The 13,001-nt window shown below is 35.1% G+C and carries 12 protein-coding genes; all 12 read left to right on the top strand.

Annotated elements, in window-relative coordinates; translation table 11 throughout:
* Positions 1–114: 114 nt before the first annotated feature.
* The 12 genes from LPC21_RS07420 (at position 115) to lolA1 (ending at position 12,997) form a co-directional block, all read left to right on the top strand.
* A complete protein-coding gene (locus LPC21_RS07420; RefSeq protein WP_229316532.1) occupies positions 115–1,623 on the top strand; it encodes a sodium:solute symporter in 1,509 nt (502 codons plus the stop codon).
* Positions 1,624–1,634: 11 nt separating this feature from the next.
* Positions 1,635–2,843 carry an anhydro-N-acetylmuramic acid kinase gene (locus tag LPC21_RS07415; protein ID WP_229316531.1) on the top strand — a complete coding sequence of 403 codons (1,209 nt, stop codon included), beginning with the start codon at positions 1,635–1,637 and terminating at the stop codon, positions 2,841–2,843.
* A gap of 75 nt (positions 2,844–2,918) precedes the next feature.
* A complete protein-coding gene (locus LPC21_RS07410) occupies positions 2,919–4,466 on the top strand; it encodes a glycoside hydrolase family 10-like protein (protein ID WP_229316530.1) in 1,548 nt (515 codons plus the stop codon).
* Positions 4,467–4,476: 10 nt separating this feature from the next.
* Positions 4,477–5,748 carry an MFS transporter gene (locus LPC21_RS07405; RefSeq protein WP_229316529.1) on the top strand — a complete coding sequence of 424 codons (1,272 nt, stop codon included), beginning with the start codon at positions 4,477–4,479 and terminating at the stop codon, positions 5,746–5,748.
* Between the two features lie 8 nt (positions 5,749–5,756).
* Positions 5,757–7,349 carry a glycoside hydrolase family 3 protein gene (locus LPC21_RS07400; RefSeq protein ID WP_229316528.1) on the top strand — a complete coding sequence of 531 codons (1,593 nt, stop codon included), beginning with the start codon at positions 5,757–5,759 and terminating at the stop codon, positions 7,347–7,349.
* Between the two features lie 142 nt (positions 7,350–7,491).
* Positions 7,492–8,130, top strand: a complete 639-nt coding sequence (locus LPC21_RS07395; protein ID WP_229316527.1) for a peroxiredoxin — start codon at positions 7,492–7,494, stop codon at positions 8,128–8,130.
* 72 nt (positions 8,131–8,202) lie between these two features.
* Positions 8,203–8,511, top strand: a complete 309-nt coding sequence (locus LPC21_RS07390; RefSeq protein WP_229316526.1) for a thioredoxin family protein — start codon at positions 8,203–8,205, stop codon at positions 8,509–8,511.
* A 27-nt stretch (positions 8,512–8,538) separates the two neighbouring features.
* On the top strand, positions 8,539–8,796 hold the full coding sequence (locus LPC21_RS07385) for a DUF6952 family protein (protein ID WP_229316525.1): 258 nt from the start codon (positions 8,539–8,541) through the stop codon (positions 8,794–8,796).
* A 164-nt stretch (positions 8,797–8,960) separates the two neighbouring features.
* Positions 8,961–9,458, top strand: a complete 498-nt coding sequence (gene tpx, locus LPC21_RS07380; RefSeq protein WP_229316524.1) for a thiol peroxidase — start codon at positions 8,961–8,963, stop codon at positions 9,456–9,458.
* A 10-nt stretch (positions 9,459–9,468) separates the two neighbouring features.
* Complete coding sequence (locus LPC21_RS07375; protein WP_229316523.1) at positions 9,469–9,840, top strand: diacylglycerol kinase; 372 nt, start codon at positions 9,469–9,471, stop codon at positions 9,838–9,840.
* 24 nt (positions 9,841–9,864) lie between these two features.
* Positions 9,865–12,333, top strand: coding sequence for a DNA translocase FtsK (locus LPC21_RS07370; RefSeq protein WP_229316522.1), 2,469 nt, complete (start codon positions 9,865–9,867; stop codon positions 12,331–12,333).
* Between the two features lie 7 nt (positions 12,334–12,340).
* Positions 12,341–12,997 carry an outer membrane lipoprotein periplasmic chaperone LolA1 gene (gene lolA1, locus LPC21_RS07365; protein WP_229316521.1) on the top strand — a complete coding sequence of 219 codons (657 nt, stop codon included), beginning with the start codon at positions 12,341–12,343 and terminating at the stop codon, positions 12,995–12,997.
* The last annotated feature ends 4 nt before the right edge of the window (positions 12,998–13,001 follow it).

The raw sequence follows: 13,001 nt of genomic DNA, 5'->3' as shown, positions 1-13,001 counted from the left end.
GAGAATTGAAAGAATGAAAGAAAGCAAATAAAAGTAATCGAATCCTATTCCGAATACAGAAATAATTTAGCATATTTGTCTATCATTACAATTCCATATCCGAATTCAGAAACTATGAGTCCAAGTATCATTTTACTAATTATCCTCATTTATTTTAGCCTCCTATTTTACATCTCGTACAGAGTAAGTAAAAAAGATAGCGGCAATGAGGTGTTTTTTACTGCCAATAAAAATTCCAAATGGTATTTGGTGGCTTTTGGAATGATTGGTACGGCACTTTCGGGAGTAACTTTTATCTCGGTTCCTGGCGAAGTGGGATCGCCTAATGGAGAACAATTCAAGTACTTTCAGTTTATCATAGGAAATGCGATCGGATTTATTGTAGTAGCCAAATTACTTTTGCCGTTGTATTATCGAATGAACCTTACTTCAATTTACGGATATATCGAACAAAGAATGGGTTTCTATAGTTACCGAACAGCTGCCTCTATCTTTTTAGTAAGCCGAACCATTTCGTCTGCCTTCCGATTGTATTTAGTGGTAATTGTGTTACAACGTTACGTTTTTGATTTTTACCACATCCCGTTTGCAGCCACCGTTTTAATTTCGCTACTCTTGATTTTTTCCTACACGTACAAAGGAGGTTTGAAAACCATCATCATTACAGATACCTTACAAACTTTCTTCTTAGTTGCTTCGGTATTTTTAACCATTTATTTCATTTGCAGCAGCTTGGATTTAGGCATGATGAGTGCTTTCGAAGAAGTTAAAAATAGTAACTATTCCAAAATATTATTCTTTGATGATTTTGTCGGGAGTAAATTCCATTTTGTAAAACAAATTTTGGGCGGAATGTTCGTGACCATTGCCATGGTGGGATTAGACCAAGATTTAATGCAAAAGAATTTAAGTTGCAAAAACATTGGCGAAGCCCAAAAAAACATGTTCAGTTTCACCACTATATTTGTAATTATCAATCTATTTTTCTTGAGCGTTGGTGCCTTACTTTACATTTTTGCTGCCAAAAACAATATCCAAGTTCCTTTAGATTTGGTGACCAATAAACCACGAACCGATTTGCTCTTTCCTGAAATCGCATTACATCATTTGGCCACTATTCCTGCTATTGTTTTTCTGTTAGGACTGATTGCCGCTACTTTTGCCACCACTGATTCGGCTTTAACTGCATTAACCACTTCTTTTTGCGTCGATTTCTTAGGAATGGATAAGGTAGAAAACAATCAGAAAACAAATTTAGTGCGTACTCGACATCTAGTGCATTTAGCATTTTCAGTGGGTATGTTTATAGTCATTTTAGTATTCAATGCCATCAATGACAGTTCTGTTGTTGGGATGATATTTAGAGTAGCATCCTATACTTATGGGCCGCTTTTAGGATTGTATGCTTTTGGATTGTTCCTGAAATCTAAAAAAGTAAACGATCGATTGGTTCCCATAATTTGTATACTATCACCTGCACTTACTTTTATAATCAATGAAAATTCGGTAACCCTTTTTGGTGGATATGTTTTTGATAACGAATTGATTATTGTTAACACGCTCATCACTTTTATAGGTTTGTTACTGACTAGTAAAACCGTAGCTAACCAATACCAATTTTAAATCCATTCTTCATGAATTCCAATATTGAATCTCTTTACAAAATTGCACAAAAACCAACACGGACTATTATCGGATTGATGTCAGGTACTTCATTGGACGGTTTAGACGTGGCTTTGTGTGAGGTATCGGATTCAGGAAAAAATACAAAAGCTACATTAAAAGAATTTCAAACCGTTCCATATTCTGATACTACAAAAGCAGAGATTCGAAAAGTATTTGCCAAAAAAATAATCGATTTTCAACATCTTGCTTTGTTAAACGAGTGGATTGGTAACCTGCATGCTAATATGGTTTTAGATTGTTTGAACGAATGGAACCTCACTCCCGAAAAGGTGGATTTGATTGCTTCGCACGGGCAAACAGTAATGCATGCTCCTAAAGTTTTACACCAACAAATGCAATTTCCAAATGCCACTTTGCAAATAGGAGACGGCGATCATATAGCTGTTCGTACCGGAATTATTACCGTTTCTGACTTCAGACAAAAACATGTTGCTGCAGGTGGCGAAGGGGCTCCTTTGGCAGTCTACGGAGACTATTATCTATTTAGCAGTGAAACTGAAAATCGCATTATGCTGAATTTAGGAGGGATTGGTAACTTTACATATTTACCCAAAAATAAAAATCCAGAACAGGTTTTTGTTACTGATACCGGAACTGGAAATACATTGATTGATGCCTTTGTACAATTGCATTTCCCTGAAATGAGTTATGATAAAGATGCCGAAATAGCTCGAAAAGGGACTGTCAATTCGAACTTGCTACAAGCACTAAGAAACAATCCCTTTTTCAAAGGATCATTCCCAAAAACTACTGGCCCTGAACTTTTTAATTTGGACTATGTCCAAAAAGCAATGATTGAAAGCCAAACGCAACAGCTTGTTGTTGAAGATGTTTTGGCAACACTGACCCGTTTTAGTGCCGAAACTGCAGCTGAAGCGATTCTATTTGCAATCAATCAAAGTAACACTACTGCAAAAGACTGTACCGTTTATGTTTCAGGTGGTGGTGTACATAATCCTTTATTGATGGAGCATTTAAATGAACTTGTAGCATGTCAATTTAAAAACACAAATGATCTTGGGATTTCAGCCGATGCAAAGGAAGCGATACTTTTTGCTGTTCTGGCCAATGAAACAATAACCGGAAGCCCTACTGATTTTGGAACCAAACAAGGAATTCCATCAGTTCGAATGGGTAAAATTTCTTTCCCTGATTAAATAAATTTATGCCATTGAAAGACCAACAACTGGTCTAAATAGACTAATTTTGTATTTGAAAAGAATCACCCCATAATGACACATTACAAGACCTTTACTTTTGCTGTTTTATGTTTGCTACTTTCTATTAGCAACAGCTTTGCTCAAAGTAAATTGACCTACCCAAAAAACGAATTTAGAGCCGTTTGGATTGCTACTGTAGCCAATATTGATTGGCCAAAAAACAACACCGATAGTGTCGAAAAAGAAAAATCCGATTTTATTGAAATATTAGAATCTTATAAAAAACTACATTACAATGCAGTGATAGTTCAAATTCGTAGTAATGGAGATGCTTTTTATCCTTCTGAATTGGCACCTTGGTCTCGCAACCTGACCGGAAAAGAAGGCAAAGCCCCTTCGCCCTATTTTGATACCTTAGAATGGATGATTACTGAAGCCCACAACCGCGGATTTGAATTTCATGCTTGGTTGAATCCTTTCCGTGCCACCTCTGGATCGAACACTGAAATCTTGAGCCGCAAACACGATTTAATCAAACATCCAGAATGGATGATTAAATATGCTGGAAAATACTATTATGATCCAGCGCTACCCGAAGTACAAAACCACCTGACAAAAGTAGTCGAAGAAGTAGTTCAAAAATACGATGTAGACGCCATTCATTTTGATGATTATTTTTATCCCTACACTGTTGAGGGAGAAAAATTTAACGACACTGATTCGTTCAATACATATGGAAATGGTCTTGAACTAGCCGACTGGAGACGAAATAATGTCAACATTTTTATTGAACACATTTCGAAAAGTATCAAAAAAATCAAACCTTGGGTGCAATTTGGTATTAGTCCTTTTGGAGTTTGGCGTAATAAATCAGTTGATCCAAGAGGTTCTGACACACAAGCTGGACAAACTAATTATGATGATTTATTTGCTGACCCATTGGTTTGGATGGAAAACAACTGGATTGACTATATTCTACCACAGTTGTATTGGAGTTTAGATCATCCTAAAGCATCATATGCAAAATTACTAAAATGGTGGTCTGAAAACGCTAAAAACAGCGCCGTGTATATTGGCAACAGCACCTATAAAATCAAATCGGATGCCGATAAAAAATGGGATGCTCCAACTGAAATTCCGAATCAAATTGATTACACCCGTTCTTTCAATAATGTTCAAGGGAATGCTTTTTTTAGCGCTAAATGGTTTCTCAATAAAAACCAAGATGTTACCCAATTATTAGCTGAAAATCAATATAAATTTCACGCGATTCCTGCTGCCGTTCCTAATTTCAAGAAATTAGTTTTTGATGTACCAAGAGTAACAAGCATTGTAAAAAACAAAACAGAATTAGTGCTTTCATTACAATCGACACGCCACCCTGTTCGCTATGTGATACTGTATGGAACGGAAAGTAATGTACTAATCGACAGCGAAGACCCAAGCCATATTATTGATAAATTTTATGTTCAAAAAAACAATAATCGTTTGTCTATTCGCATTCCATTAACTGCTATCGAAAACAAATCAAATTTTGCTTTGTCGTATATCGATTATTATGGAAACGAAAGTAAAGAAATCATCACGCAACTTCCAAAATTAGTTGTAAAAACCAATTAACAAACATTGCATGAAAGCTGATAAAAACCCTTGGTATTGGATTCCAATTTTAAACTTCGCATCTGGTTTTCCGTATGCTATCATTATTTCGGTATCGGTCATTATGTACAAAAACCTTGGTATCAGTAATGAAGACATTGGGATTTATACCAGTTTATTGTATTTACCATGGGTTATTAAACCCTTATGGAGTCCGTTTATTGACTTACATAGCACCAAAAGAAAGTGGTTTTTAAGCATGCAATTACTAATTTCTATTGCCTTTTTAATTGTAGGATTCTCCATTCCAATGAGTCAGTTTTTCTTTTTGAGTTTGGCTATCTTTTGGGTGGCCGCTTTTGCCTCAGCTTCTAATGATGTCGCAACTGATGGGTTTTATTTGTTATCGCTTTCCAAAGACCAACAATCTTTTTTCTTAGGTATTCGTAGCACTTTTTACCGCCTTTCTATGCTAACCGGAAATGGCTTAATTGTAATTATCGGGGGCTATCTAGAAACAGAATTTGGCGATAAAACAAAAGCTTGGTCATATACTATGATCATAGTCGGACTCCTAATGACATTGATTACATTGTATAATTTTTTATCAACTCCCAATTCAGAGAATGAAACTACCGATTCAACGATTGAACAACAAAAAGATTTTACCACTGTTTTTGCCAGCTTTTTCAAAAAGAAACAAATTGGTTTAGTCCTAGCTTTTATTCTTTTATTTCGTTTGGGCGAATCCCAATTAATGAAAATGCTAACTCCTTTTCTAATTGACACCAAAGAATTAGGTGGAATGGGTTTAACTACTGAAGATGTGGGAATTATATACGGAACTTTTGGTGTAATTGCTTTGCTAATTGGAGGTACTCTGGGAGGTATTGCAATTTCCAAACAAGGTTTAGGAAAATGGATGTTGCCCATGATTTTAATCATGCACTTTCCCATTATTGGGTTTATCCTACTTTCTCATTTTCATCCTGAAAACGTTTTGTTTATTTATTTGGCTGTAATTATAGAGCAATTTGGATATGGTTTTGGCTTCGCTGCATTCTTAATGTATTTAATTTATGTTGCCGAAGGCGAATCAAAAACATCGCATTATGCTTTAGCTACTGGATTTATGGCTTTAGGCATGATGTTACCCGGAATGGTTAGTGGATACATTCAAGAATACTTAGGGTATGGCAATTTCTTTATCTGGGTTTTTTGTGCCACAATACCAGGTGTAATCTTATCCCGATTTTTAATTTTTCCAGCTGATTTTGGAAAGAAAACTGCTACCAACGAATAATTAAGACGATGACTTTAGAGCAAAAAATTGGTCAATTTTTCTTTCCTGCTGTATTCATTAATGATACCGAGGAAAATATTCAAGCTACAGAAGCTTTAATACGCAACTACAATATTGGTGGGCTTACCTTTTTTCATAGTCGTGCAAGTGCAGCAACTAATTACGAAAGCAAACAAAAAGTGGTAACCTATGAAGATAGTTATGCCAAATTAAAAGAACTGATCGTTCGCTATCAAAAATGTGCTCCCACTCCTCTTTTAATGAGTATTGATGCCGAATGGGGTTTGGCCATGCGTATTGAAAATACACCGCAATACCCGTATGCCATCACTTTGGGAGCATTACCTGAATCTGAAGTTGATTTGGTGTATGAAGTGGGAAAACAAATTGGAACCGACTTAAAAGCCGCTGGTATATTGTACAACTTAGCACCTTTGGCTGATATTAATAATAATCCTGATAATCCTGTCATTGGGTACCGTTCTTTTGGCGAAAGCAAAGAAAAGGTGGCGCTATTTGCGAATGCTTATTTAAGAGGAATGTCAGACGCAGGAATTTTAGGTTGCTTGAAACATTTTCCTGGTCACGGAAATACGAATATCGATTCGCACTTGGGACTACCCATTTTAAATGAAAGCTTAGACCAATTGATGACCAACGAATTGTATCCCTTTATCCAAGGGATCAAAAATAAGGTCGATTCTATTATGATTGGTCATCTGGCTGTGCCCGCTTTGAACGATGGAAAAAACACCTCGGCGACATTGTCAAAGAACATCATTCAAAATTTACTAAGGAACCAATTGGGTTTTGAGGGATTGATTATTTCGGATGCCCTGAATATGAAAAGTGTTTCCGATTTATATACAACCAAAGGACAATTGGAATGGGAAGCCTTTAATGCTGGAAATGATATTTTATGCTTTGCTGAAAATGTAGCGGAAGGAATTCAATACATATTGAATAATGCAACAGCCGAAAGGATTGAAGCTAGCTATTCCCGAATTATGCAATGCAAAGAAAAAGTGGGACTATTCAATAGAACGAATCCAGTTACACCAATAAGACACAACACAATAGACTTTACCAATAGCGCCAATTTGAATCGTAAAATTGCCGAGAGTTGCTTGACAAAAGTCAAGTCGGACACTATTCCATTCAGAATTCAAGAAGCCAAACAAAATAAAACATTGGCACAATTGAGCATTTACAATGATGGCTTTGCTACCAAAACGATGCGATCACTTGATGCGCCCCTATTTTCTATAGTCGCAGAGAGTTCGATAGATTGCAAAGAAAGCATATCTCAATACGATACCCTTTTGATTTCTTTGTTTGTACCCAAAGCAAAACCGCTGAATCAATTTGATATTGAACCCGAAGTACTGGAATACTTAGGCGAATTATTGTCAACCAAAGATTGTATTCTCTATGTTTTTGGAAATCCGTATGCGCTTCAAGTCATACCCCAATTGGCTTTAGCCAAAGAAATAGTACTAGCCTACCAAGATTTTGAAGTTTTCCAAGACGTGGCTGCGCAACATTTAAATACTATCTTGGTTTGTAAGGGAGAATTACCTGTTTATATTAAAAATCTATAAATCAAGTACTTAATTCAATTTTTACCATATAAAATAAGAATTAACTATTACTTAATAAATATTTATAATTAAAACTTATTTCACTACCTTTAATTGTGAGCTAAGTTTGCACCAATAAATTTTTAACTTAAAAACAACAAATATGTCATTAGTAGGAAAAAAATTCCCAAACATCGCGGTAGACGCTATCTCTGAAATGGGAGATAATTTAAAAATCAACATTTTTGAAGAAGCAACAAAAAACAACAAAAAAGTATTATTGTTTTGGTACCCAAAAGATTTTACTTTCGTTTGTCCAACTGAATTGCACGCTTTCCAAGCTGCTTTACCAGAATTTGCAAAAAGAAACACTATTGTAATTGGTGCTTCATGCGATACTAACGAAGTACATTTTGCTTGGTTGAACACACCAAAAAATAATGGTGGTATCGAAGGGGTTACTTACCCACTTTTAGCAGATACAACTAGAAACTTATCGAACATCTTAGGAATTCTTGATGTAGAAAGTGCTGAATATAATGAAGAATTAGACACTGTATTAGTGGAAGGTTCTAATGTAACTTACAGAGCTACTTACTTAATTGATGAGTCTGGTAAAATTTTCCACGAAAGTGTAAATGATATGCCATTAGGTCGTAACGTAAACGAATATTTACGTTTAGTAGATGCGTATACTCACGTTCAAGAAAAAGGTGAAGTTTGTCCTGCTAACTGGGAAGCTGGTAAAGACGCGATGACTGCTGACAGAAACAGTACTGCTGCTTATTTAGGATCTCACTAATAACAAAAAATCAACAGCAATAATAATGGCAGTTTGCTATTGTTATTGCTGTTGTAATTAAAAAATAAAGCTATGTTAATCGAATTAAACGAAGACACTTTACAGGATTTAGTATCCAAAAACGAAAAAGTAGTGGTTCAATTTTCTGCCTCTTGGTGTGGAAACTGTAGAATTATGAAACCTAAATTCAAAAAATTGGCTTCAGAAAATGAAGCATTAACTTTTGTTTTAGTTGACGCTGAGAATTCTCCAGAATCAAGAAAATTAGCCAATGTAAGTAACCTACCTACTTTTGCTACTTTCGTAAATGGTAAATTAGTGAACGAAACACAGACAAACAAACAAGAAGTATTAGCTGATTTAGTAAACGAAATCGCTTAATTTCTAAAAACAAACACCTTATAGATTATGAAATTACCTGTTATCAAACATTTGACACAATTCATCGAAGAAAACGATCAAGATTATATCATTGAAACTATTGAAGTATTGGAAGCAATGACTGAAATTCCTTCCTTAAAAGATGAAGAATTAGATGTTATTGGCGAACTAATTTCAAATATGTATGGTGCGTTAGAAGTACAAAAACTTGTAAAAGAGGGAGCTGACAAAAAAGAAGCTTTAAATACTTTTATGAAACGCGTTTTAGGCTCTATCGATAAATAAGAAGTCCTTAACAATAAATTAGTAAAGAACGTGCTCGTCAATGGGTACGTTTTTTTTATATACATTACTGTTACATCTCTCACAATACAATACAAAAACTACTACTTCAAACAAAAATTTGAATAAATTTTCATACTTTTGAACCTCAATTAAAAACACATATTATGTCATCTATAACATTAGGCGGAAATCCTGTAAACACTTCAGGTGAATTACCAAAAATAGGCACTCAACTTGCTGATTTTAAATTAGTAAAAAACGATCTTTCTATTGCTACTTTAGCTGATTTTGCGGGTAAGAAAGTAGTCTTCAATATTTTTCCAAGTATCGATACAGGAACTTGTGCCGCATCTGTTCGAAAATTTAACGAAACTGCTGCTAACCTAACTAATACAGTTGTTCTATGTGTTTCAAGAGATTTACCTTTTGCTCAAAAACGTTTTTGTGGGGCTGAAGAAATTGAAAATGTAGTTAATCTATCTGATTTTAAAGACGGAAGTTTTGGAAAAACAAACGGTTTAGAAATCATCGACAGTGTTTTAGCTGGTTTACATTCGAGAGCAATATTGGTGATCGATGAGAATGGAACAATTCTACATACAGAACAAGTGCAAGAAATTGCAGACGAACCTAATTACGAAGCTGCATTAGCAGTACTTTAATATTGAATTAATGGAGTTTCAAAAAGACAATCGATTTGTTTCAGGAAGATTAAAAAGTGTCACCTTTGCTTATAAAGGTGCTTTCAAATTAATAACCACCGAACACAGTGTTATGACTCAATTTTCTATCGGGATTTTGATGACTATTGCTGGTTTTTATTTTAACATTACTACCACTGAATGGCTTTTCCAAGTCTTCGCCATAGGATTAGTGATGAGTGTTGAAGGATTGAATACTGCTGTTGAAAAAGTAGCTGATTTTATTCATCCAGAGTTTCACGAGCGCATTGGATTTATCAAAGACATTGCAGCAGGTGCTGTGTTTTTTGCAGCCTTGACTGCAATTGTGATTGGTGCAATCATTTATGTACCTAAATTCTAAATTTACTAGTTTTCAAAAAGAAGAATGGCAAAGAAAATAAAAAGCGAATCCGATCTTAGCGAAAAAAGATCTTGGAAATTATCTAAAGAATATAAAATTGCAATTGGAAGCCTTTTGGTTTTATTTTCAATTGCTTTGTTAGTTGCATTTATTTCGTTTTACCTGCACGGTCAAGCCGATCAAAGTGCAGTAGATCAATTAGACAATAGAAATACTAAGGTTTCCAATTGGTTAGGAAAAATTGGCGCCTATGTGGCTGATCTTATTGTATACCAAGGTTTTGGTGTGGCCTCTTTTCTTTTTGTTCGCTTATTTTTCTTGACAGGATTGTATTTATTTTTAGGAATGCCATTGAGTAAATTAAGATCTACTTGGTTTTGGGATTTATTTGCCATGATCATCGTTTCTATCATTTTTGGTTTTTTTGCTACTTCAGCACCTGAATTAGGTGGAGTCATTGGTTACGAAATGAATTTGCTTTCGCAAGATTATATTGGTAAAACCGGAACTTTACTAGTATTAATCTTCGGATTAGTAATTTATTTGATTTTTAAAATCAAAATTTCTCCAGATTCCATTCACGCTTTTATAGAAAATTCGAAAAAAGAAATCGAATCCAAAATTACTCCTAGTCCGGAAAAATCAGCAACAACTGGTTACAATCTTGAAGAATATGCGGTTCCAACTCCAGAAGAAGAAAAAGATGAAGAATTGGATGGAATTCATATTAAATCTTCCTCTTCACAATTTGAAATTAACAAAGAAGCATTAAAACCTACGATTAGTTCGTCTTCCGAAATCAACTTAGACAGCTTACCAAAACCGATTGTAGAACCTGTAGTTACACAGTCATTTGCTACTCCCCCATCAATTTCAAAAGAACCTACCATCATTACAACAAGTGACGAAGCTTTTGTTATTGAAAAAGCGGAAGAAGAAGATATTGTTGAAGAAAATTTAGCGGCACGCTTAGTAGCTGATTTTGGTTTGTTTGATCCTACATTGGAATTATCCAATTATAAATTCCCAACGATTGATTTATTAAAAGAATACTCAAGTGGCGGAATTACCATCAACCAAGAAGAATTAGAAGAAAATAAAAACAAGATTGTCGATACGCTTCGCAATTACAAAATTGAAATTGCTCAAATAAAAGCCACTGTTGGACCATCGGTAACTTTATATGAGATCGTTCCTGAAGCCGGAATTCGTATTTCAAAAATTAAAAGTTTAGAAGACGATATTGCTTTATCACTTTCTGCGCTTGGTATCCGTATTATCGCTCCTATCCCAGGAAAAGGGACTATCGGAATTGAAGTGCCTAACAAGAATCCAACTATGGTTTCTATGAAAAGTGCTATTGGCTCTGCCAAATTCCAAGAAGCAGAAATGGAATTGCCTATCGCTTTGGGTAAAACTATTTCTAATGAAACCTTTGTGGTGGATTTAGCCAAAATGCCTCACCTTTTAATGGCGGGTGCTACAGGACAAGGAAAATCGGTTGGACTGAATGCTGTTTTGACTTCGCTATTATACAAAAAACATCCAGCCGAAGTTAAATTCGTTTTGGTTGACCCGAAGAAAGTAGAATTGACCCTTTTCAATAAAATTGAAAGACATTATTTAGCTAAGTTACCGGATTGTGACGACGCTATTATTACCGATAATGCCAAAGTAGTCAACACTTTGAATTCACTTTGTGTAGAAATGGATAATCGTTATTCTTTGTTGAAAGACGCCATGGTGCGTAACATCAAAGAATACAACGACAAATTCAAAGCACGAAAATTAAATCCTGAAAATGGCCACCGATTTTTACCTTACATCGTTTTGGTTGTCGATGAGTTTGCTGATTTAATTATGACTGCGGGTAAAGAAGTTGAAGTTCCTATAGCACGTTTAGCACAATTAGCGCGTGCGATTGGAATTCACTTAATCATTGCTACGCAACGTCCATCGGTAAACGTAATTACAGGTTTGATCAAAGCCAACTTCCCTGCTCGTATTGCATTTAGAGTAACTTCCAAAATTGATTCAAGAACCATTTTAGATACCCAAGGTGCTGATCAATTGATTGGTCGTGGAGATTTATTGTATTCTAACGGAAATGATGTAGTTCGTGTACAATGCGCTTTTATAGACACTCCTGAAGTAGAAAGAATTACTGAATTCATTGGTTCGCAAAAAGCTTATGCTACTGCTTACCTTCTGCCTGAATTTGTGGGAGAAGAGTCAGGCATCAATTTGGATTTTGATATCTCTGAGCGCGATTCATTGTTTAGAGAAGCAGCTGAAATAATTGTCAATGCGCAACAAGGATCTGCTTCGTTATTGCAACGAAAACTAAAATTGGGGTACAACCGAGCAGGTCGTTTAATTGATCAATTAGAAGCAGCAGGAATTGTAGGCCCTTTTGAAGGAAGTAAAGCGCGTAACGTCAACATTTCTGATATGGTGGCGCTGGATGAATTTTTCAACAATGAACAAAATTAATACCCCAATGCAAAACAAGACTATTTTTAGAGCTTTGTTGTTAAGTGCTGCATGTATATGCAGCTTTTCTATTCAAGCTCAAGACAAAAAAGCAAAAGCGCTTTTGGATCAAGTATCGGCAAAAGTAAAAAACTACAGTACTATCATAATAGATTTTAAATATTCCCTTTCCAATGCCAAAGAGAATATCAATCAAGACAGTAAAGGCAATGTTGTTTTAAAAGGCAACCAATATGTGTTGAATTTTATGGGAGCCACTAAATTGTACGACGGCAAAAAAACCTATACAATAGTTCCAGAAGACGAAGAGATAACCATTTCTAAAGTCGACGAAAATGACAATACAGCGGTAACACCTAATAAAATGTTGACATTTTTTAATACTGGATATAAGTATACCTTAAACGGTGATGCTACTGTAAAAGGTAAAAAAATTCAGTATGTAAAATTGGTTCCAATGAGTTCAAAGGACCAACGAAAAGAAATTATTTTAGGTATTGATAGTCAAACCAAAAATATTTACAATTTGGTCGAAGTGGGTAAAAAAGGAACCAAAACCACCTTGACTGTTAATTCTTTTAAAACGAATCAACCTTTGCCGAAAAATCAATTTACCTTTGTGAAGAGTAAATATCCAAATTACTACATCAATTCATTAGATTAATTCC

The sequence above is a fragment of the Flavobacterium ammoniigenes genome, assembly GCF_020886055.1.
Taxonomy (GTDB): Bacteria; Bacteroidota; Bacteroidia; order Flavobacteriales; family Flavobacteriaceae; genus Flavobacterium; species Flavobacterium ammoniigenes.
Note: the sequence above shows the minus strand (reverse complement) of the source record. Positions and strands in the feature narration are given on the sequence as shown.

Bases quoted from the DNA above. Each gene is read 5' to 3' on its own strand.
- LPC21_RS07410 (WP_229316530.1), top strand. From the start codon at position 2,919: ATGACACATTACAAGACCTTTACTTTTGCTGTTTTATGTTTGCTACTT.
- LPC21_RS07400 (WP_229316528.1), top strand. From the start codon at position 5,757: ATGACTTTAGAGCAAAAAATTGGTCAATTTTTCTTTCCTGCTGTATTC.
- LPC21_RS07415 (WP_229316531.1), top strand. From the start codon at position 1,635: ATGAATTCCAATATTGAATCTCTTTACAAAATTGCACAAAAACCAACA.
- LPC21_RS07420 (WP_229316532.1), top strand. From the start codon at position 115: ATGAGTCCAAGTATCATTTTACTAATTATCCTCATTTATTTTAGCCTC.
- LPC21_RS07370 (WP_229316522.1), top strand. From the start codon at position 9,865: ATGGCAAAGAAAATAAAAAGCGAATCCGATCTTAGCGAAAAAAGATCT.
- LPC21_RS07375 (WP_229316523.1), top strand. From the start codon at position 9,469: ATGGAGTTTCAAAAAGACAATCGATTTGTTTCAGGAAGATTAAAAAGT.
- tpx (WP_229316524.1), top strand. From the start codon at position 8,961: ATGTCATCTATAACATTAGGCGGAAATCCTGTAAACACTTCAGGTGAA.
- LPC21_RS07385 (WP_229316525.1), top strand. From the start codon at position 8,539: ATGAAATTACCTGTTATCAAACATTTGACACAATTCATCGAAGAAAAC.
- LPC21_RS07390 (WP_229316526.1), top strand. From the start codon at position 8,203: ATGTTAATCGAATTAAACGAAGACACTTTACAGGATTTAGTATCCAAA.
- LPC21_RS07395 (WP_229316527.1), top strand. From the start codon at position 7,492: ATGTCATTAGTAGGAAAAAAATTCCCAAACATCGCGGTAGACGCTATC.
- lolA1 (WP_229316521.1), top strand. From the start codon at position 12,341: ATGCAAAACAAGACTATTTTTAGAGCTTTGTTGTTAAGTGCTGCATGT.
- LPC21_RS07405 (WP_229316529.1), top strand. From the start codon at position 4,477: ATGAAAGCTGATAAAAACCCTTGGTATTGGATTCCAATTTTAAACTTC.